This is a genomic window from Arcticibacterium sp. GJ41-1 (genome assembly GCF_055808875.1).
Genome location: NZ_CM147888.1, coordinates 1510379 through 1534236 on the forward strand (window position 1 = coordinate 1510379; position 23858 = coordinate 1534236).

The window sequence follows — 23858 nt, forward strand, 5'->3', positions numbered from 1 at the left end:
CTGGTTTTAAAAATCAAGCCTGAAAAATAGCTTTTTGGAATACATGTCAAAAAAGGGGCTATTTTGATGGAATTAGTCCGCTTTTGCTCGAAATGAGTTAAAGATTGTCCGAAATGCGTTAATGAAATGGTGATGGAAATCCGAGGTTTGTGGTATCAGAAGTACCATAAAATTTCTCATTATATGAAAGCATCTTTATTAGCTCAAAACAAAATCGAAAAGTTTATTAAGTCAGACAAGATTCTTAAGAAGCACGTGAGCTTTTTCCTTAAAAGTTTGGATAATCGTAATCAGAAAAGTCATGTTCTAAAAACAGTTTACACCGCCCTGTTTTTTACTTTTTCAATAGGGGTTTTTGCCCAAACTGGGAATACGTTTACAGGTAAAGGGGCAGGGGCTAATATAACTACGGGAGATTTTAACGTAGCCTATGGCGATAGTGCCGGGCATGATGCTACATCTGGTTATAATTTTACATTTGTTGGCTATCGGGCAGGTCGAAAAAACAGGAGTGCTACTGAGAATATTTTCATAGGTTTTGAAAGCGGCTTTTCTACTACCACAAGTCTAGATAATACCTTTATTGGTTTTAAAGCAGGTTATGCCAATACAGATACAGATAATACTTTCATAGGGCACTCTGCAGGAATGTCGAATACGTATGGAAGTGATAATACCTTTTTAGGAAGTAAAGCGGGTTATTCAACTACTACAGGCGATGATAATACTTTTTTAGGTAAAAGTGCTGGTTATTATGTGACTACAGCTAGTGATAACACTTTTGTAGGAAAAGATGCGGGATATGGAGTGTCAGGTCAATCAGGAAATAGAAATACGGCAGTAGGAACGGATGCGATGAAGGCTATCAATACCGGTCACCATAATACTGCTATGGGAGACTCCGCAGCCATCAATCTTTCTAATGGAAGGTATAATGCGTTTTTCGGCTCAAGTGCAGGAGCTCTAACCAATTATGCAAACCATAATACATTTATAGGGGCAAGAGCTGGATTTAATAATAACCTAGATAATAGTACCTCTACAGCTAATAGAAACACTTTCATAGGTTTTTCAAACGGTGCTTCTAATCAAACTGGCGAAGACAATGTAGGTATGGGTGCATTTTCTGATTTAACAGGTGGGAATTTTAATAGAACCACTTTCATTGGAGCGAATACTCGACCAGGTGCTAGTGATATTATTTTACTTGGTTATGATGGTGCCGTTTCTGCTCAATATGCCATAGGTGTTGGAAATAATCATTCTATAGGAGGTGAAGGAGCTATTGGAATAGGCAGAAGCGTAAATATGGACGCTAACAGTAATTATTCCGTGGCTATGGGTTACGAAAGTAATATTTCTCAAAGCAATGCGGTTGGTATAGGTTATCAGGTAAATGTGGATAATACCAAAGCGGTAGCCATTGGTGCATCTGCCACAGTGCAGGGAGATAATAGTATTGCCCTTGGTGCTAATACTACGGTTACGGCGGCCAATGCTATAGCTATAGGAGAAGGTGTGAGTGTAAGTAATGCCAATGAAGTGAAAATAGGGAACAGCTCTATTGCAAGCATAGGAGGGGCCGTTAACTGGACAGCCACATCAGATGGACGTTTTAAAACCAATGTAACAGAGAATATTCCTGGATTAAGCTTTGTGAACCAGTTAAGGCCAGTTAGCTACCAATTTGATTTTAAAAAAATGGATGAGTTTTATGGTCAGCCTATTTCGGTAAATAGTGATAAAGAGAAAACAAGGTTTAGCGGTTTTTTAGCTCAAGAAGTGGAGCAAGTAGCTGTAGCTTCTAATTATAATTTTAGTGGAGTGAAAATTCCTGTTGACGCCGCAAAGGATGCCTATGGTATTCGTTATGCTGAGTTTGTGGTGCCACTAGTAAAGGCGGTGCAGGAGTTAAGTACGCAGGCAGTGAATCAGCAAAAAATAATTGATGAACAGCATGAGTTGTTGGCAGAAAACGAAAAGTTGATAAAACAGCAACAGACCACTTTGGAAGCTTATGCTTCTACTTTAGAACTTCTTAAAGCAAGCATAGCATCGAAATCTCAGAAATAATTCACCCAACAAAACAATAGTAAAATGAAAAAAAAGATACTGATAGTTTTATGGCTGCTAGGGAGTTTTTTAGTTGCTAAAGCACAAAGTTCTAATCAAATAATTGGTGTAGGTGCAGGTGCAAATATTACCACTGGGAGTTTTAATACCATGTATGGTGATAGTACCGGCCATGCAGGAACCACAGCTAGTAGACTTACGCTTATAGGTTATAAGGCGGGGCAATTTAATGACCAAAATGATTTGGTGGCTATAGGGTATAAGGCAGGCTACTTTAATACTACAGGAGAGTACAATACCTTCATTGGTACAGAAGCAGGAGTAGGTAAATCCTTAAGTACACCCATGAATGGTAATGATAATACCGTAGTAGGAACAAAAGCTGGGTTTATACTTACTACAGCTTACTCTAATACTTTTTTTGGGGAAGAATCTGGTGCCTACATTACTACTGGCTACGAAAACACAATCATCGGAGAGCAGAATGCTTTCGATGGAGGCGAATATTCTGGTTTTAGAAGTGTATTTGTGGGTAGTCAAGCAGGTCAAAGTTTTGCTAATAATTATGCTAATGTAGGAATTGGGGGGGAGGCCTTATGGGATGTAGATGAGGGGCATCATAACACGGCCCTCGGCGACTCCGCTCAGACAGATTTAGGAGATGGTATTTATAATGTGGCTATTGGCCAGGGTGCTGGAGCAAATACTGAATATGCAGATTACGGTACTTTTATAGGTAGTATAGCTGGATGGGATAATAACCGAACAAACAATACTAATGATGCTAATCGTAATACGTATGCTGGTTTTGCCACAGGTTTCGCAAATAGACAAGGTCAGGACAATGTAGGCCTAGGGGCTTTAGCAAATTATGATAATAATGTTCGTAATAAATGCACATTTATAGGAGCAAACCTTACCGTATCTCAGAATGATGTATTGTCTGTAGGGTATAACAGTTTCGTTGATAATCAATTCGGAGTTGGTATAGGTAACGAGCAAGACCAACGTAATGGAACTGGTGCAATAGCAATAGGGCATGGGGTCAGTTCAAGAAACACAAATACTGAGCATAGTATAACTATTGGGTATTTAGCTGATTTTAACGAAGCAGGCCTTAGTAAAAGTAAGAGCATAGGTATAGGGAATGTGATAAAAGTTAGCTCTTCAGAAACGGTAGCTATTGGTTCAAAAACCTCAGCCCTAAAGAATAATAGTGTGGCCATAGGAGATAGCATACAGCTAAATGGCCAAAACAGTATAGCTATAGGAAGTAAACTGATTCTTGCCGCTAATAATGAAGTTTTTATTGGCAATGCCGCTACCACCACTATAGGTTCTAGTGTAAACTGGACCGCTACTTCAGACGCTCGTTTTAAGAAAAATGTAGAAGAGAACATTCCAGGACTTGAGTTTATAAATAAGCTTCGCCCTGTCACTTATCAGTTTGATGTAAATAAGTTAGCCTCGGTGTTAGGAGCTAATGCTCAGGATTTAGTAGAGAAAGGTATTCAGGTTTACTCAGGTTTTATTGCTCAAGAAGTAGAAAAGGCTGCAGTAGAAATAGCCTATGATTTTAGCGGCGTCAAAGTACCTTCAGATACTGCTAAAGGTATATACGGACTTAGGTATGCAGAATTTACCGTGCCACTTGTAAAGGCTATACAAGAGTTGAGTTCGGTTTCTACAGACCAAAAAAATCAACTTTCAAATAGTATGACACTTATAGCTGCACAACGGGAGCATGTACAAAGTTTGTCAAGAGAATTGGTGACTCTTCAATCTAAATTGGAGCTTTTAGAATTAGAAGTAAATCCTTCGTCAATCGGAAAAAATGGTGAGATAATACTGATAACCGCCAGATAAAATACTATGAAAAAAATAATACTGAGTACGTTTTTTATATTAGGCTATCTGCTATCAACCGCCCAGTTGACCCCAGGCAGTAGCGAATTAGTAATCAATAACGAAACTGCAAATAATCAGCAAAATCCTGACATTGCAGTAAATGCTACAGGCGTGCAGGCTATAGTTTGGGAAAGTTACAGTCAAGCTGGCGACGGTTACGGCGTTTATGCTAAACTAATAGATGCTAACGGAGCTGTGATTATAGCGGATACTTTGTTTAAATCTAATGCTTTCGGAGACCAACGGTTCCCCAAAGTCGCCATTTTTGAAGATAGTAGCTTTGTAGTCACATGGATGGTTTATAACGCAACCTGGGATGTATATGTAACCAAGTTTGATAAGTCAGGCACTCGTACCTTAAATGACACCCCAGTGTCTTCTTCTGCAGAGTATGAAAAATTTCCGAGCATTAGTAGTAAACCAGATGGTAAGTTCGTCATTGTTTGGGAAGGTTCTGATGGAATTTACGCCAGAACGGGTGAAAATAATACATTAGTTGGTTCAGCTTTCAAAATAAGTCCAGCTAGCAATATTAATTTAAAACAGAAGCCTGATGTGGCTTTTGGTACTAAAAATGATGATAAATATTATTTCGTTTGGCAGGAGTTGAGAGGTGCCGGAGATATAGACATAAGAGGAGGAGTTTATACCTTTCCTAGTACGTCCAATATTGCCGAAGTTGAGATTAATAATTATAAAACGAATAATCAAATAGCACCTTCGGTAGCAGTAGGTGGTGACGAAGTGGTGACTGTAACATGGGAAAGTTATGGTCAAGACGGAAGCCAAGAAGGTATTTATAAAAGGACTTTTGATGATTCCTTTGCCACGGTAGGAGGGGCTGAAGTACTGGTGAATACTACGACTACTGGTGCTCAAAAAGATCCGCAGATAAGTGCAGATAGCACTGGGTTTTCTGCAATTTCATGGAATAGCTATGGACAAGACGGTTCTTTTGAAGGAGTATATGCTCAACATTATAACGCAGCAGGAGCAAAAGCAGGTGGAGAAACACAATTAAACAGCACCACAGACCTTTTTCAACAGTTTTCAGCCATTGCTTGGCAAAAGGGAACGGGGAAATTGAGTGCGGTTTGGCAATCTGGAGGAAGGAATACGGTGTCTTCTCAAGATAATGATGGTTATGGTATTGTTCATAGAAATTTTACAGCCGCCGCTTCAGAACCCGAAATAAACCTAAAAGGAAACGGTCAAGATATAGCGGATGGTGCCAACAGCCCATCAACAACCGATTCTACAGATTTTGGAACTCTAGCAATAACTGGAGAATCTAACACTAACACCTTCACCATTGAAAACACAGGGACAGGAAGTTTAACTTTAGATGGGAGTCCAATCGTTGATGTTTCAGGCTCTCATGCTAGTGATTTTACTGTTAGTGTACTACCCACTTCGCCAGTTTCAGCTAGCGGAAGTACTACTTTCCAAGTCACTTTTGACCCAACAGCAGTTGGCTTAAGAGAAGCCACCGTAAGCATTGCCAATGATGATGTAGATGAAAACCCTTATACATTTGATATTCAAGGATATGGAGATTGTGTTTCTTTGGCTTCTAGTCCTGGTTATAGTATCACTTGGACTGGTGCTTTGAGTACCGATTGGAACAATCCCTGTAACTGGAATCCGGCATGGGTGCCTGATAATTCAAATTTGGCAGTTATAGGATTACAAACCAATCAACCAGTTATTAGTGGTACGGCTAATTTAAATCAGATAGAGTTGAATGATGGTGCAGTTCTAACGGTAGCAAATGGAGGTTTATTGGAATTGTCTGGGAGTACAATTAACTATATTAACGATGGGTCAATTATCAATAACGGAAGAATCGATTTTGGTATTAACACACTTAGATTTTCTGGAACTACTAGTATCACTAATACTGGAATTATAGATGTTGAACCTTCAAGGCGTATTTATACAGTTGGTAATCTTACAATAGTTAATGAAAGCACAGGCGTAATAAATAGTGCTTTAGAAAGCTTGACCATTGTTACGACTGGCAACTTATTTGTGACAAATAATGGAACTATAAATAGCTCGGGTTCTTTAGGAATAGTTACTACGGTTGGCTCAATCATTACAAATAATCAATGTGGCGAAATAATAGTTACTGGTACTGGAAGCGAATATGTTAATCCTGGTACGACTACCAATGCAGGATTAATTCTAATTTCCAATAACATCAATAATTCGGGCAATTTTGATAACAGTGGAATTATAAAATATGGTTCGAGTTCAGGTAATGCTATCGCCAATGCCAGCAACTCTTCAATTATTGTCAATGACGACCCAACACCTATTTTCACGTACGGCGGCACTTTTAATGGAACCATTGATGGAATTTTCATAGCAGATTCAGTAACTTCAGCGGGTACATTCTCTGCACCCAACACGTTCACTCCATCGGGTTCATTGCCTTCTGGCTCGCAAACACTTTATGCCAAAATAACACCGAATGGAGGTGGATGTACTTATTTCGTCCCATTTACTTTTGTCAAAGCAGCCTCACCCGAAATAAACCTTACCGGAAAGGGTCAAAATATTGCCGATGGTGATACTTCACCAGAATTAGCAGATGATACTGATTTTGGAACTCAAAGTGTAAGTTCAGGGACTATAGTTAAAACATTTACCATTGAAAATACCGGAACGGGTGCCTTAAGCTTAACCGGAACACCCAATAAAGTTACTATTACCGGAGCAAACGCCGTAGACTTTACAGTTACGCAGCAACCAACTTCACCAGTAGCGGCTAGCGGAAGTACTACTTTCCAAATCACTTTTGACCCAACAGCAGTTGGCTTAAGAGAAGCCACTGTTAGTATAGCCAATAATGACTTAGATGAGAATCCTTATACTTTTGATATTAGTGGAACGGGATGTGACAATTCGGCTTCAATTTCTTATTCCGGTTCACCGTATTGTAGTTCGGCTTCGCCTGTGGCTGTGAGTCTGACAGGTACTTCTGGTGGGACGTTTACTTCGTCTCCCACTGGTTTGACATTGAATAGTAGTTCTGGTCAAATAACTCCTTCTAGCAGTTCTGCAGGTACTTATACGGTTACTTATACAATTGCTGCATCAGGTGATTGCCCCTCAGTTAACGCTACTACTGCGATAACTATCAACGCTTTAGATGATGCTTCTTTCTCATACGGTTCAGCATCTTATTGTGTAAATGCATCCGACCCAAGCCCAACGATTACAGGGGTGTCAGGTGGTACATTCAGTAGCACGGCAGGATTAAGCATCAATTCAGGAACAGGAGCAATAGATGTCTCAGCAAGTACTCCAGGCATTTATTCAGTTACGTATACCACAGCAGGTGCTTGTTCAAACAGTTCAAATGTTAGTGTAACAATAAACGCCTTAGACGATGCTGGCTTTAATTATGCATCTGCCTCGTATTGTGTGAGTGCATCCGACCCAAGCCCAACGATTACAGGGGTGTCAGGTGGTACATTCAGTAGCACAGCAGGATTAAGCATTAATTCAGGAACAGGAGCAATAGATGTCTCAGCAAGCACTCCAGGAGCTTATAGCGTAACCTATACGACAGGAGGAACATGCTCAAATACTTCAACAGTAAGTGTAAGCATTACGGCACTAGATGATGCTGGCTTTAATTATGCATCTGCTTCTTATTGTGTGAGTGCATCTGACCCAAGCCCAACAATTACAGGCGTATCAGGCGGTACATTCAGTAGCACAGCAGGATTAAGCATCAATTCAGGAACAGGAGCAATAGATGTATCCGCAAGTACTCCAGGGACTTATACCATAACATATACCACGGGAGGAACATGCTCAAATAACTCAGCAGCAAGTGTAAGCATTACGGCACTAGACGATGCTGGCTTTAATTATGCATCTGCCTCTTATTGTGTAAGTGCATCCGACCCAAGCCCAACAATTACAGGCGTATCAGGCGGTACATTCAGTAGCACAGCAGGATTAAGCATCAATTCAGGAACAGGAGCAATAGATGTATCCGCAAGTACTCCAGGGACTTATACCATAACATATACCACGGGAGGAACATGCTCAAATAATTCAGCAGTAAGTGTAAGCATTTCGGCCTTAGATGATGCCGGCTTTAATTATGCATCTGCCTCGTATTGTGTGAGTGCATCCGACCCAAGCCCAACGATTACAGGCGTATCAGGCGGTACATTCGGTAGTACAGGAGGTTTAAGTATCAATGCCTCAACAGGTCAGATAGATGTATCAGCCAGTACGATAAGCACTTATTCAGTTACGTATACAACTGCAGGAAGCTGTCCAAATAGTTTAAGTGTAAGCGTAACAATAAACGCTGTCGATGATGCCTCATTCTCATACGGTTCAGCTTCGTATTGTGTAAGTGCATCAGACCCAACACCAACAATTACAGGCGTATCGGGAGGTACAATCAGCAGCACGGCAGGATTAAGCATTAATTCAGGAACAGGAGTAATAGATGTATCAGCTAGTACACCGGGGACTTATACAGTTACTTATACAACTGCTGGTTCTTGTTCAAATGATTCGGATGTAAGTGTAACAATAACCGCATTGGATGATGCCAGTTTCGGTTACGGCAGTGCCTCTTACTGTGTGAGTGCTTCTGACCCAACACCAACGATTACAGGTGTATCAGGAGGAACATTTAGTAGCACCGCAGGATTAAGCATTAATTCAGGAACAGGAGTAATAGATGTATCAGCAAGTACAGCAGGCACATATACGGTAACATATAGCACAGGAGGAACTTGTTCAAATAACTCAACGGCAAGTGTAAGCATAACGGCACTAGACGATGCCAGTTTCAGTTACGGCAGTGCGGCGTATTGTGTAAGTGCAACAGACCCAACGCCAACTATTACAGGCGTATCAGGAGGAACATTTAGCAGCACCGCAGGATTAAGCATTAATTCAGGAACAGGAGCAATAGATGTCTCAGCAAGCACTCCAGGAGCTTATACCATAACATATACCACGGGAGGAACATGCTCAAATAATTCAGCAGTAAGTGTAAGCATTTCGGCCTTAGATGATGCCGGCTTTAATTATGCAGCATCCTCTTATTGTGTGAGTGCAGCTGACCCAACGCCAACGATTACAGGGGTGTCAGGTGGTACATTCAGTAGCACGGCAGGATTAAGCATCAATTCAGGAACAGGAGCAATAGATGTCTCAGCAAGCACGCCAGGAACTTATACCGTAACGTATACCACGGGTGGAACTTGTTCAAATAACTCAGCAGCAAGTGTAAGCATTACGGCACTAGATGATGCTGGCTTTAATTATGCATCTGCCTCTTATTGTGTGAGTGCATCCGACCCAAGCCCAACGATTACAGGGGTATCAGGCGGTACATTCAGTAGCACGGCAGGATTAAGCATCAATTCAGGAACAGGAGCAATAGATGTCTCAGCAAGCACGCCAGGAACTTATACCGTAACGTATACCACGGGTGGAACTTGTTCAAATAACTCAGCAGCAAGTGTAAGCATTACGGCACTAGATGATGCTGGCTTTAATTATGCATCTGCCTCTTATTGTGTGAGTGCATCCGACCCAAGCCCAACGATTACAGGGGTATCAGGCGGTACATTCAGTAGCACGGCAGGATTAAGCATCAATTCAGGAACAGGAGCAATAGATGTCTCAGCAAGTACTCCAGGGACTTATACCATAACGTATACCACGGGAGGAACATGCTCAAATAACTCAGCAGCAAGTGTAAGCATTACGGCACTAGACGATGCTGGCTTTAATTATGCATCTGCCTCTTATTGTGTAAGTGCATCCGACCCAAGCCCAACAATTACAGGCGTATCAGGCGGTACATTCAGTAGCACGGCAGGATTAAGCATCAATTCAGGAACAGGAGCAATAGATGTATCCGCAAGTACTCCAGGGACTTATACCATAACATATACCACGGGAGGAACATGCTCAAATAACTCAGCAGTAAGTGTAAGCATTACGGCCTTAGATGATGCCGGCTTTAATTATGCATCGGCCTCGTATTGTGTGAGTGCATCCGACCCAAGCCCAACGATTACAGGGGTATCAGGCGGTACATTCAGTAGCACGGCAGGATTAAGCATCAATTCAGGAACAGGAGCAATAGATGTATCCGCAAGTACTCCAGGAACTTATACCGTAACATATACTACGGGTGGAACATGTTCAAATACTTCAACAGTAAGTGTAAGCATTACGGCCTTAGATGATGCCGGCTTTAATTATGCATCGGCCTCTTATTGTGTGAGTGCATCCGACCCAAGCCCAACGATTACAGGGGTATCAGGCGGTACATTCAGTAGCACGGCAGGATTAAGCATCAATTCAGGAACAGGAGCAATAGATGTATCCGCAAGTACTCCAGGGACTTATACCATAACGTATACCACGGGAGGAACATGCTCAAATAACTCAGCAGCAAGTGTAAGCATTACGGCACTAGACGATGCTGGCTTTAATTATGCATCTGCCTCTTATTGTGTAAGTGCATCCGACCCAAGCCCAACAATTACAGGCGTATCAGGCGGTACATTCAGTAGCACAGCAGGATTAAGCATCAATTCAGGAACAGGAGCAATAGATGTATCAGCAAGTACGCCGGGAGCTTATACCGTAACATATACCACGGGAGGAACGTGTTCAAATATTTTAACAGTAAGTGTAAGCATTACGGCACTAGACGATGGTGGCTTTAATTATGCAGCATCCTCGTATTGTGTAAATGCATCTGATCCAAGCCCAACAATTACAGGCGTATCAGGCGGTACATTCAGTAGCACGGCAGGATTAAGCATCAATTCAGGAACAGGAGTAATAGACGTATCAGCAAGTACTCCTGGCACATATACGGTAACATATAGCACAGGAGGAGCTTGTTCAAACAGTTCAACGGCAAGTGTAAGCATTACTGCACTAGACGATGCCAGTTTCAGTTACGGCAGTGCGGCGTATTGTGTAGATGCAGCTGACCCAACGCCAACGATTACAGGTGTATCAGGTGGAACATTCAGCAGCACCGCAGGATTAAGTATTAATTTAGGAACAGGAGTAATAGATGTATCAGCAAGCACGCCAGGCACTTACTCAGTAACTTATACTACAGCAGGTGCTTGTTCAAACAGTTCAAATGTTAGTGTAACCATAAACGCTTTACCTAGTCCTGTGATTACAGGAGCGGAAAACCTAAGTTGCACCACCACAAGTGTGACAAGAACCGCCGTAGGAACAGGTACTTATTTATGGTCCAATGGTGATGAAACAGCTGAAACCACCCTTGATGTGGCAGGAGTATACACCGTAACCATAACTGCGGCAAATGGCTGCACCAATTCAGCGACTACCGAAGTAACGATAGATGATTTAGTACCAAGTTTGAGCATTACAGGTTCCGAAAACCTAAGCTGTAACACCACATCTGTGACAAGAACAGTTGTAGGTTCAGGTACTTATTCTTGGTCGAACGGACTAGGAAGTTATGTTACGGCTAACATAACAAGCCCAGGTACTTATACAGTAACGGTAACAGCAGCAAATGGTTGTTCTAATTCTGCAACGACAGTTGTCAGTCAAGATGCCACAGTTCCAACAGCAAGCATAACAGGAACCGATAGCTTAAACTGTTCAATAGCATCTGTTACAAGAACAGCTTTAGGCGGAACAAGTTACAGCTGGTCAAATGGCTTAGGGACCAATGCAGAAGCTACAATGACAGCAGCAGGAACCTATACCGTAACTGTTACGGGAGAAAACGGTTGTAGTACTACAGCTACTACGGAAGTTGTTTTCAATAATAACCTTATAGTTACAGCATCAAATGATGGCCCTTATGAAGAAGGGGAGAGTATCAACTTAATGGCAACTGGAGGTCCGAGCTATTCATGGACTGGTCCAAATGGTTTTAGTAGTAATACAGTAAATCCAAGTATCTCAAACGCTACTTCTGCCAAGGCTGGAGTTTATACGGTGACAGTAAATAACGGCTCATGTACAGGCACAGCCACTACAAATGTGGTAATTTCTTGTAGTACGCCAGGCATGTCATATTATTTAGCTTATACAGATGGAGCAGAACCAGAGGTATTCTCACCACTAGTAGAGCAAATGGAAGTTCAGGAATCAAACAGGCCAATGACCATATTGGCAGTGCCGAACTGCGAATTACCAGTGATAGAAAGTGCTAGAATTCATATTTCAGGAACAGGAAATAATCATTTTTATATTGATAATGAACTCCCATTCTCTTTATATGAGACTAATGGCGTAGCAACAGGAGAAGTATTTGAAGCTAATTATTACACGTTCATTGGTAGAGGTTTTGATCAAGACAATTCTCAAGGAAATGTGATAGTAGGTCCGGACGAATTACATTTTTCAGTAGTTCGTGGCGATAGAGCAATCACGGCTCCAACACTTTCTACCAATGTTATTTGTGCAGGAACTAGTTTAACGGTTTCTTCTACAGAATCTGGCGTGTTTAACTTCAATGTAGGTAATATGTACCAAGCATACCTTTCAGATGAAAACGGAAACTTTGGCAGCCAAACATTGATAGGCAGTTCTTCAGACCCATCTAATATTGTTTGTAGTATTCCGAATAATTTGCCAAGTGGAAATAACTACAAAGTAGTAGTTCGTTCGTCTTCACCAATGGTGTCATCAGCAGCTTCAGCTAGTTTGTCAATTACCTCATCAAGCGTTAGCTTATTGTCACCAACGAATGACATTTTGAGCGGAACGCGAACAGAACAAGCTACCCAAAGTATCACTGCTCAGAACAAGATAGAGGGTAACTCCAATGTGATATACAAAGCAGGAAATGCAGTCCTATTAGAGCCCGGTTTTAAAGCAGAATCAGGTACCGTTTTCAGTGCAAAAATTGAAAATGTATGTGCAGATTGATGTTTTTTTGCGTAAATTTTTTAAAGCTACCCTACCATAGGGTGGCTTTTTTTTATGGTAAGGTGTTTACTATAAGGTTGTTTGTGCTTGTGATAGTTTAGGAGGTACAATTTTTGATGGGTAATAAATCAATATTCAATATATTTGGAAACCCATAAGTAATTTAAATGTCAGGCTTGTTCAAGAAAAGTATACTATCAGTAATATTTCTATTATTTGGTACTCCTCTGAGTGCTCAGCCTATTTTGCTTACCAAAGAAATAAAGTCAAATAAAAATGTTTCTTCCAGTGTAATGGTCTTTGAAGACAGAACTGGAGAAATGTCTTTGGAGGAAGTGATTGATGAAGAGTTTGTTCAAAATACGGGTAATAATAATTTGATTCTGCCTTTTTCAGACCATGTGTTTTGGTTTAAAATGGACTTTGTTAAAGGGGAGGAGGTTTCTGATGATTGGACTATTTGGTTTACAAACGAGCTTACTGAGAATCTTGAATTATATGAATATAGTTTAGAGGATGGGAAATATATACCCAGTTTGAAGTGGGACCTTTTGAGTTCTAGAAATAAGTTTTTTAAAGGACAAGAACCATTTTTTGATTTTAAACTTAGAGATAGCACCACGGTGTATCTTAAATTAGAATCACAGAGAGCTTTAACAGGGCTTTTTTCTGTTGGCCCTAGTGCTGCAAAATCCAAGGTCATTATGGGTCTTTTTGGTCAGCGTGCCTTTGTAAACGGACTTCTCATTTTTAGGCTTCTTTTGGTTTTAACACTTGGTCTTTTTGTAATAAAAGATATCCCTTTTAGAGCCTATTCGCTTTTGATTTTAATTAAAACTTTGGGGTATTGGGGTTTAATTAATGCCTTGACACCCACTTTTGTAGAAAGTCCTTTAGTAGCTCAGAAGTTAAATTTTCTCTTTTACACGGGTACGCCTATAGGAACAATAATTTTTTCATTGGCAGTTTTACCATTTTTTGGGCTTCCATCTTGGTTTAAGAAAGCTTTATACTTTTTCCTAATTCTTACCATAGGTGTTAATGTTCTTGTCCAGATAAATTATAGTTGGGAATTTCTTAAAATGGGCGTGGGAGTTTCTGTCTTTTCTGGTTTATTTATTGTCATTGTTTTTGCTTATTCGGTTTTGAAAAGGCTTCCTATTCAGAAGTATTATGCCATTCCTTTTTTAATGGGTTTAGTTAGTTACATCCTTATGAATGCTAGGATTCTGTTTCAAGTCCAAATTCCCTTGGTTTCAAGTATTGCTTTCTTTCTGTTTGCGGCTGAGATATTCATCTTTATATTCTTTTTAGGCAGAATATTTAGAGATTCTCAGATGAAGAATATTTTGGTTACGCAGGAGCTTAAAAATAAAGAGTTTCAGTCGGAGCGGTTAAGAGAGTTAGATGATTTAAAAACTAGCTTTTTTACTAACATTTCTCATGAGTTAAAGACGCCATTGACCTTGATTTCTGGCCCTATAGAAGAGCTAAAGAAATCATACCCAAACGAAAAACTTCTTAAAATGATACGTCCAAATATTAATAGGCTGCAGCAGCTTATTAATCAGATTTTGGATATTCAGAAGTTGGAAGCAGGCAAACAAACGCCTCATATTATAAAAAGCGATTTGGCGAAGCACCTGAACAGGCATGTTTTATCTTTTGAGTCATTGACAGATTCGAAGGCAATTAAATTAACTATTAACCAAAATAAACAAAACTTTGAGGCACGTTTTGATGAAGACAAGCTAAATAAGATTGTAGATAATTTGCTTTCTAATGCCATCAAATATACCAGTAGTAGTGGGCAAGTAAATGTTGATGTGGTCTTTAGAGATAAACCAAAAGCATTTGAGATTTCTGTGTCTGATACGGGCTTTGGTATTTCAGAAAAAGATTTACCTTATATTTTTGATAGATTTTACCAAGTTAGTAATGCTAATTACCAAGGTTCAGGAGTAGGTTTGGCTTTGGTGAAAGAATTAGTGAGTTTGTTAAAAGGGACTATTGAAGTAGAAAGTGAACTGGAAAAAGGAACCACCTTTAAGGTGACCTTACCGGCCGATGAATCTACTTGGCCAGATTATGAAGAGGAGATAGAAAATGAAAATGTAATAGCCAAGGGAGAACCTAAGGGTGAGGTTTATGAAGAGCCTGTAGTGCATACCGAAGAAGGAGATAAAGAGCTGATTTTACTGGTAGAAGATAATGCTGATATGCAAGAGTATATTAAAAGTATACTAGAAAGTGATTACAGAGTTATTCAGGCGTTTAACGGCTTAGAGGGTGTAGAAAAAGCAAATGAAGAGGTACCAGATTTAATACTTTGTGATTTGATGATGCCTGTAATGGATGGTTTTGAATTTAGTAGGAAAATTAGAGCCAAGGTAGCTTCAAGTCATGTACCTATTATTATGCTCACGGCCAAGTCTTCAAAAGAGAGTAGGCTAGAAAGCTTTGAAATAGGAATAGACAGGTGTTTGACAAAACCTTTTGATGCCGACGAATTAAAAGGAGCTATTAAAAGTGGTTTAAAAAGTAGACAGAATTTAAGGGTTCTTTTCACCCAAGGTGATTTTGAAACAGAAAGCAATGATGATAAAGTAGGTGAAATAGAGCTCACTTTTTATAAGTCTTTGAAACAGTTTTTGGATGATAATTACAAAGATTCAGCTTTAAAAGTTAGCGATATTGCAAATTCATTGGGTATGAGTGATACGCAATTAAGACGTAAGCTTAAAGTGGTAAGTTCTTATTCACCAAATGAATACCTTCGGAAGTTTAGACTGCAAAAGGCCGAAAATTTATTGAAAGTTCAACGAAAATCGGTATCAGAAGCCGCTTTTGAGGTTGGTTTTGAAAACCTCTCATATTTCTCCAAAATCTTTCATCAAGAATATGGATGCTTACCTTCGGAGTTTGTTTCCTCTAGTGAGGCATCAGAAGGGTTTTGAAAAAAATAAGAGTTTAGTAAAAGGTAGTTAGTGCATTGATTGTTATTAAAAAATGGTAAATGATTTTTGAAAAAGTTATCAAGGCTTATAAGTTTGGCTGGAAGTGTGCTCTCCTAAATTTATTTTGTGCCAATTTACTGTTTGCACAGTCTGGTTCTTTTGAGAATATTTCTGTATCCGAGGGGCTTTCGCAGGGGATGGCCTTTGATATCTTAGAAGATAATGAAGGTTTCATTTGGGTGGCTACTAAGTACGGTTTAAATAGATATGATGGCACCAGTTTCAAAACTTTTCTTCATAGCAAAGATGACCCTTTCAGTATAGCTACAAATCAAATTACAGCCTTGTTACAAGACCGTAAAGGGAGAATATGGATTGGGACAGGGGAAAAGAAGTTGGTTGTTTTTGAGCCTAAAACACAGCGGTTTTATTATTCAAATCTAGACCAAGGAGTCTCAAGTGACTTACCGAATAATTTAATAAATGCAATTTATGAAGATGTTAATGGTAATATTTGGTTTGGAAGTTCTGAAGGTCAAATCCTGAAAATTGAAACTTCAGCTCGGATGAACGAAAGCTTAGCTGGACTAAAACCAGACATAAGTAATGAGCTGAATATAATTTCAATAGAGTCTGTAAGGGGCGAAGACAATAGTATTTTTTCTTTTTCAAAAGATAGCGAAGACAAAATAATGGCCTTGTCAAATGGCTATTACATTGATATTGATATCAAAGAAAATACAGTTTCCTACATAGATATTCCTGATAATAGCACTTATGATAGTAGAAATTATTTATTAACCTGCCTTTTTAAAAAAGGGGAGGAGAAACTTTTTTTGACCAATAAAAACGTTTTTAAAATAACGAATGGCAAGGTTGAGATAATTGATGAATTTAACTTTAAAGAAGGCTATATTATAAGTATGGATGCCTCTGGCGATGTATGGGGCATAAAAAACAATGATATTTTTAAAACAAGTCTCAATAATATTCACAATATTTTTGAGCCAGTTAACTTTCAAGCAGAAGTATCTGAAAACGCGAGAATTAAATTAATAAAAAAAGACAGTCAAGGTAATTTTTGGTTAGCCACAAATGGTTATGGAATTGTAAAAATAAAGCATAAAAGAAAACGAGCCAGTAATTACCTAGAGCGGTGGTCTTCTTGGCAAGTCTATCTTGATTCTAAAGGGAATCTATATTCTTGGGATTTTAACAGACTTTTTAAAAGTGATAGGAGTGGGCTAGATGTTTCTGAGATAGAGCCAGAGATAGCCCAAGGAGCATTGATAGAAGCCAGAGATGGTACGTATTGGAAGTTGATAAGAAACCAAAAGGTAAGTCCTAATATTTATCTAGAACATTTAGATGAAAATTTCAAAAGTCTCAAGGTATATGACTTTAAAAGAGCTGCTGGTATTCCATATATTAGGTTTTTAGAAGATTTTAATGGCAATTTGGTTTTTGTGGGTTTTAGCAATGAGCTTGTTCGCTTTAATCCAGCTACCGAACACTTTAATTATTTTAATTTTTCGCAGAACTTTATTTTTGGCTCTAGAGGTGCATTACATATTTATGAAGATGTGTCTCGTAATATTTGGGTTTCTGGGGAGTCTGGTTTACTGAAAGTAATCCCCAAGTCAGCGGCTTATTCATTTATTGGGTATAATAATGACCCAGATAATATCGCAAGCATTCCAAGTGATTTTACTACCTGTGCCGTTGATTTTCCGGCAGACCCTGAAAACTTTCTATTGATAGGGACGCATAGTAACGGAATGCTCAAACTTAACAAGAAAACGGATGTTTTTGAGAGTATAAGTACTAAAGACGGTTTGCCTTCTAATAACGTGGCTGGTATTATTCCGGAGTCTAAAAAAAGGGTATGGTTAAGCTCAAATTTAGGTGTGGTAGTTTATGATTTAGAATTGAAACAATCAAAACTTTTTAATGCCAAAGATGGCTTAATTTCTGACGAGTTTAACATGGGTTCCTTTTTTAAGGGGAAGCATGGCGAGTTTGTTTTTGGAGGAATAAGGGGGGTAAGTGTATTAGAACCTAGTGTTTTAAATAAGGCAAAAAGTGAGATAAACCTAAAATTTGTAGATCTCAAAATCAATAATAAAAGTATACGCCCTTTTGATGAAACGGGTCTTTTATCCGAATCTATTGAGTACACACCTTTTATAAAGCTAGCCCATGACCAAAATAATATTGGTTTAGAATTTACAGATTTAAACAAAGGTGTAAATAGGTTGAAATATAGGCTTTTAGGAGCAAGTGATACTTGGGTAGAAATGGGGGCAGGCGGAACTGTCAATTATACCATGCTTCCGCCAGGGAAGTATAGTTTTGAGTTAACAAGCTCATCCTTAGATTTTGGCGAAGGACAAAAACCGCTTGTTTTAAACTTTAAAATAAGCTCACCTTGGTATTGGAATTGGATGAGTATTTTGGTCTATATTTTAATAACAGCCTTTCTCATTTATCTTTTTTTAAAAGGTCAGCGTAAACAAATTAGGCTGGAGCAAGAGGTGTTTTATAATGCCAAAGAGAAGGTGAGGCTGACCGAATTAGATGAGCTGAAGTCCAATTTTTTCACCAATGTGTCGCATGAGCTAAAAACTCCATTGACACTTATAGAAGGTCCAATTAATGAGTTGAATAAGAAATATCCTGAAGAAGGGCTTTTTAAACTTATAAAACCAAATGTGAAAAGGCTGAGGCAGCTAATGTATCAAATATTAGACGTTCAGAAACTAGAAGCCGGAAAGGTCAATTTTAACATCATAAGAGATGATTTAGCAAAGTACTTTAGACTTCATGTATTTTCTTTTGAGTCTTTAGCTGCTTCTTACGGGATAAAAATGGAATTTCAGCAAAACTTTGATGAATTTTATGCCTTTTTTGACAAAGACAAACTTGACAAGATTATTGATAACCTCATTTCTAACGCCATAAAGTATAATTCTAAAGGGGGGAAAGTAAAAGTCAAAATAGTGTATCAAGAGAAACCAGAGTTGCTTAAACTTAGCGTTGCAGATACTGGTGTAGGTATATCAAAAGAAGATTTACCGTTTATTTATGACCAATTTTTTCAAGTACATCAAAACAATTTAGAAGGTACAGGTGTTGGACTTTCTTTGGTAAAAGAACTGGTTTCTGCTCTGAAAGGAACGATAGATGTAAAAAGTAAGGAAAAGGAGGGAACCTCTTTTCTGGTTTCTATTCCGGTGGATGCTGAAACATGGAGCAAGCATATTTCAGAAGAGGTTCTTGAAGAACCAATACAGCCAAATTTCAGAGAGGAGGAAACCGAAGCAGTGGTAAGAAACGATGAGAAAGAACTACTACTGCTAGTAGAAGATAATCCTGACATGCAGGAATACTTGAAAATTCTTTTTGAAGATAAGTATAATATCATTCAGGCTTTTAATGGGGCAGAGGGTATAGAAAAAGCAAATCAAGAAGTTCCAGACCTCATCGTCTGTGATTTGATGATGCCCATTATGGATGGTTTTGAGTTTAGTAGAAAAATTAGAGCTAATGCGGCTTCAAGTCATGTACCTATTATAATGCTTACGGCTAAGGCCTCTAAAGAAAGTAGGTTAGAGAGCTTAGAAATTGGGATAGATCTTTACATGACAAAACCCTTTGATACTGATGAGCTAAGCAGTGCTATCAAAAGCTGTATAGAAAATAGGAAAGCCCTTCGTGGAATTTTTAGAGGAGATGTTTTGACCGTTAAGAATGATGATAAATTGGAGGTCAATATCTTGGAAAAAGAATTCATAGATAAGGTGAATGCCTTCTTAGAAAAATACTACACAGATTCTAGTATGAATGTTGGGTCTATTGCCCAATATTTAGAAATGAGCGACACTCAATTAAGAAGGAAATTGAAAAGTATAAGTTCTTATTCGCCTAATGAATATCTCCGAAAATTTAGGCTTGAAAAAGCGGAGCTTCTCCTAAAAGAAGGTGAAAAGTCTGTCTCTGAAATTGCATTTGAGGTTGGTTATGAAAGCCTTTCTTATTTTTCCAAAATATTTCAGCAAGAGTACGGATGTTTGCCCTCAGAGTACGTTTAAGCTTAAAATAACTTGGTTTTGCTCGAAATGAGCTAAAGATTGTCCGAAATGCGTTAATGGAATGATTAGCTATAATTGATATTTACACATCAATTATTAACCCATTAGCTACATCATGGAAACACTTGTATTACCAGGAAAGAAAACTATTGAATCGGAACAAATTGTTTATCTAGAGAGCGATAGTAACTACACAATAATTCATCAGACCTCACTGCCAAATAAGGTAGTTGCAGCCAAAAGCCTTTGCTACGTACAGAAGGATTTGAACCCCAAATCCTTTGTTAGAATTAATCGCCAGCAAGTTATAAACATTGCCTGTATTACCAATTTCTGGGAAGAAAACGATACGGTCAATATCGAGATTTTCAATGGTGACTTATTTAAAACTTCTAGAAGAAGAACCTCTTCGTTTTTAAACTCAATTAGCCCTATAGAGATATGAAAAAAAGTAACCTTTACCCGATACTGTATTTTTTAACAATGACCTTTTTAGGTCAAAGCCTTTTTGCCGCTACTATAACTGTTACAAGTGGTGGTGATTCCGGTGCAGGAACGCTTAGGCAAGCCATTGCCGATGCTAGCAATGGAGATATTATAGAATTTTCAGGAGTGACTACCGTTTCTCTCACCTCAGGACAGCTTACGGTAGACAAAAGCTTGACTATTGATGGTGGTGCTGGAAAAGTTACTATTACTCGGTCTACAAGTGTCAAATTCCGCATTTTCCAATTTAATGGAGCGGCCTCAAATGAAGTTTTCTTGGAAAATCTGAATATTACCAATGGCCGTAACGATGGTCAGGCCGGTGGTATTCAAAATGATGTTATACTAACATTAGAAAACTGTACCGTATCTGGCAATTACTCAGCTCAGGGAGCCGGCATTCAAAATGATGAAGTTTTGATTCTTAATAACTGTCTTATTATCAATAATACTTATGACGGTGGATTAATTGCGGGTGGTACGTCTACCACTGCCACCAATTGTGTTTTTTCAGATAATGGAGGTTTTGGAATAGAAGCCAACGGCGGTAATTTGACTTTGAATAATTGTATAATAAGTGGAAATAGCTCATCTAGTGGTACTAGACCTGGGTATGGTTTAAGAATTATTACCATTGGGTCTGCAAATATCTATAATTCAACATTTGCTAAAAATAATAGCGATGGAATTGACCTTGGCAACTTTGCTGCAAGTGTAATCTTAGTTAATAATATTTTCACAGAAAATGGTTCAAAAGATATTGATATAGGAACACCTAATTTAGGTAGTAGTGCTACCAATAATCTGATTGGAAGTGCAAATTCAGGTGGACTAGTAGATGGAGTGAATGGTAATATTGTGAATCATTCAGCAGATTTTTTTAATAGCTCAGATGGAAATGGAGTAGACAATATTTGGCTAACTACTGACGACGGATTTAGATTGAATCCATTATCACCTGCTTTAAATAGTGGAACCAATTCTGGTGTTTTAGCTACTGATATTTTAGGAAACACAAGACCTTATAACAGCGGAACTGCCGATATAGGGGCTTATGAATATTCTCAAGCTCAACCTTTGCCTACTTTTACCATTCATCCAGTTAACAGTGCTTTTTGTGATGGTGCGGCGGGTCAATTCACCGTAACTACAGATCCTTATACAGTTGCGTACAAATGGCAGTTTAACTCCGGTGCTTCATGGGCAGATGTGCCCTCAGGTGGCATTTATACTGGAGAAACCACTGCGACATTAGATATAAGCGATGTAACGGGTCTTGATACTTACAAGTTTAGATGTTTAGTTTACAACTCCGATAATGCCAGTGCCACGTCAAATGAGGCGATTCTTACAGTAGATGCCCCAATGACCTTAATGTATGCTGGAGTTTCAAATTATTATTTGGTAGGTGACCCTATTTCGCCTCTTAATCCTGTACTTGGTGGTGGTAGCCCTAGTGCTAACTTTACAGTTTCTCCTTCTTTAGTAACAGGTATTTCTATTAATCCTTCTACTGGTATTATTTCTGGAACTCCCACTACCACTTCACCTTCCACGGCATACACCGTAAGTGTGTCAAATGCTTGCGGAGTGGCTACAGATATTCTTACTTTTTCAACTTTAAACTCTCCTCCTCCTCCTACACCAGTTATTTCTAGTCAGCCTCAAGATATCAATGTTTGTCCTTCGTCTTCTGGTAGTGCCACCATAGTGGCCAGTGATGTGGAGATTTACCTTTGGCAAGTGAATGATGGCGGCGGATGGCTTGACGTTCCAAATAGCTCTCCTTACAGTGGGGAGGATGAAGCTACGCTGACAATTTCAAACTCTTCAGGTCTTAATAGTTATATGTATCGCTGCAAAGTTTCAAACGGAAGTGGCATAGTGACATCAAATGAAATAAGCCTTAATGAAGGAAAAAATGTGGTGGTAACCAATGGAAACAATGCCGGTGCTGGCTCTTTAAGAGCAGCCATGGATTGTATTTCGGCAGGTGATACTATTACGTTTAGTGGTGTAAGTGTAGTATCCTTAACTTCCGGACCATTATTGATAAATAAAGACATGACTATTGATGGTGGAAGTGGAGTGACCATTACCAGAGGTTCGGCATCTAAGTTTAGAATATTCACCGTAAACAATGTTACGGCGGTTTTAAACAATTTGAATATCACAAACGGTGAAACAACCGACCAAGCAGGCGGAATTCAAAATGGTGGAAACCTAACACTTAATAACTGCAATATCACTGGCAATGAATCACCACAAGGGAATGCTATTCAAAACGACGAGGTGATAGTTCTTAATAACTGTAATGTTAGCGACAATAATGGTAACCAATATGGAAATGCTATGACCATGTATGGCGATTCTACCACAGCGAATAATACTATATTTTCAAATAATGGTGGCTCCGGAATACAGACAAACAATGGTAGTGTGGTGATTAACTTGAACAACTGCCTTTTTGTAAATAATAGTGAAAATGGAGTGAGTTTTGGTGGTGGGGCAGGTTCTAGTGTGACCAATTGTACATTTGCCAATAATACTTCCAAGGGTATCGATATAGGTAGCTCGGCGGCCAAAATTACTATAGTTAATAGCATTTTTGCGGGGAACAACTATAAGGATATTAGTCATAGTTCGCCAGACCTAGGGGCAGGTAGCACTAATAACTTAGTAGGAAGTGCAAATGCTGGTGGATTAGTGAATGGTGTAAATGGGAATAGGATAAATGTTCCAGCTTTGTTTTTAGACAATTCAGATGCCGACGGAGCAGATGACACTTGGTTTACAGCGGATGATGGCTTTTCATTAACTGCTTGCTCTCAGGCTATAAATGCAGGTACTTCGTCAGGGATTCCTGGCACAGATATACTGGGCAATGCCAGACTTGGTACTGCAGACATAGGAGCTTACGAATATCAAAGTGTCAGTGGTTTAGAAGCTGTGACTTCAAATGTCATGGTAGATTTTATTGATGTTTGCTCTGGAAGTACGGTTACTTTGACAGGAAGCTGCGAAGGTAGTGGAGTATTGACATGGTATGATGTGGCTACAGACGGCACAGCATTAGGAACAGGAGTTTCGTTTACACAAAACCCAACAGAAAATACCACTTATTATGCAGCTTGTAATTCAGGAGCATGTGAAGGTCCAAGAACGGCTACGGAAGAAGTTCAAATACTTCCAAATGCTGCAGACCTAGAAAATACGGTAACGCTTACCACAGATTATTCCGCAGACACTATCAAACTGGCAAATGATTACATCAATGCTACCAATAAGATTATGTCACCAGCAGATGTTATTTATCATAGTGGTAAAGCAGTGAATCTAAACCCAGGTTTTGAGTCTCAAAACGGTTCTGTTTTTCTTGCCCGTGCAGATATAGTTACCTGCCCTTAAGGAT

General features: G+C 39.1%; 7 protein-coding genes. All 7 read left to right on the forward strand.

Features of this window, described 5'->3' with window-relative positions; translation table 11 throughout:
* Nucleotides 1–183 precede the first annotated feature (183 nt).
* The 7 genes from AC0L6O_RS06075 (at nucleotide 184) to AC0L6O_RS06105 (ending at nucleotide 23854) form a co-directional block, all read left to right on the forward strand.
* Nucleotides 184–2073: a tail fiber domain-containing protein gene (locus AC0L6O_RS06075; protein ID WP_473307087.1), complete on the forward strand. Its 1890-nt coding sequence runs from the start codon at nucleotides 184–186 to the stop codon at nucleotides 2071–2073.
* 24 nt (nucleotides 2074–2097) lie between these two features.
* Nucleotides 2098–3939 (forward strand): tail fiber domain-containing protein, encoded by a 1842-nt coding sequence (locus tag AC0L6O_RS06080; protein ID WP_473307089.1) that lies wholly within the window; start codon nucleotides 2098–2100, stop codon nucleotides 3937–3939.
* Nucleotides 3940–3945: 6 nt separating this feature from the next.
* Nucleotides 3946–12912, forward strand: a complete 8967-nt coding sequence (locus tag AC0L6O_RS06085; protein WP_473307091.1) for a beta strand repeat-containing protein — start codon at nucleotides 3946–3948, stop codon at nucleotides 12910–12912.
* Between the two features lie 167 nt (nucleotides 12913–13079).
* On the forward strand, nucleotides 13080–15869 hold the full coding sequence (locus tag AC0L6O_RS06090) for an ATP-binding protein (RefSeq protein ID WP_473307093.1): 2790 nt from the start codon (nucleotides 13080–13082) through the stop codon (nucleotides 15867–15869).
* Between the two features lie 59 nt (nucleotides 15870–15928).
* Nucleotides 15929–19960: a hybrid sensor histidine kinase/response regulator transcription factor gene (locus tag AC0L6O_RS06095; RefSeq protein WP_473307095.1), complete on the forward strand. Its 4032-nt coding sequence runs from the start codon at nucleotides 15929–15931 to the stop codon at nucleotides 19958–19960.
* A gap of 115 nt (nucleotides 19961–20075) precedes the next feature.
* Nucleotides 20076–20405: a LytTR family transcriptional regulator DNA-binding domain-containing protein gene (locus AC0L6O_RS06100; RefSeq protein ID WP_473307097.1), complete on the forward strand. Its 330-nt coding sequence runs from the start codon at nucleotides 20076–20078 to the stop codon at nucleotides 20403–20405.
* Complete coding sequence (locus AC0L6O_RS06105; protein ID WP_473307099.1) at nucleotides 20402–23854, forward strand: beta strand repeat-containing protein; 3453 nt, start codon at nucleotides 20402–20404, stop codon at nucleotides 23852–23854. The genes AC0L6O_RS06100 and AC0L6O_RS06105 overlap by 4 nt, the downstream gene beginning before the upstream one ends.
* Nucleotides 23855–23858: the final 4 nt, after the last annotated feature.

What these genes read in the sequence shown, in the direction of transcription:
- AC0L6O_RS06080 (WP_473307089.1), top strand. Translation starts at nt 2,098, where the DNA reads ATGAAAAAAAAGATACTGATAGTTTTATGGCTGCTAGGGAGTTTTTTA.
- AC0L6O_RS06100 (WP_473307097.1), top strand. Translation starts at nt 20,076, where the DNA reads ATGGAAACACTTGTATTACCAGGAAAGAAAACTATTGAATCGGAACAA.
- AC0L6O_RS06075 (WP_473307087.1), top strand. Translation starts at nt 184, where the DNA reads ATGAAAGCATCTTTATTAGCTCAAAACAAAATCGAAAAGTTTATTAAG.
- AC0L6O_RS06095 (WP_473307095.1), top strand. Translation starts at nt 15,929, where the DNA reads ATGATTTTTGAAAAAGTTATCAAGGCTTATAAGTTTGGCTGGAAGTGT.
- AC0L6O_RS06085 (WP_473307091.1), top strand. Translation starts at nt 3,946, where the DNA reads ATGAAAAAAATAATACTGAGTACGTTTTTTATATTAGGCTATCTGCTA.
- AC0L6O_RS06090 (WP_473307093.1), top strand. Translation starts at nt 13,080, where the DNA reads ATGTCAGGCTTGTTCAAGAAAAGTATACTATCAGTAATATTTCTATTA.
- AC0L6O_RS06105 (WP_473307099.1), top strand. Translation starts at nt 20,402, where the DNA reads ATGAAAAAAAGTAACCTTTACCCGATACTGTATTTTTTAACAATGACC.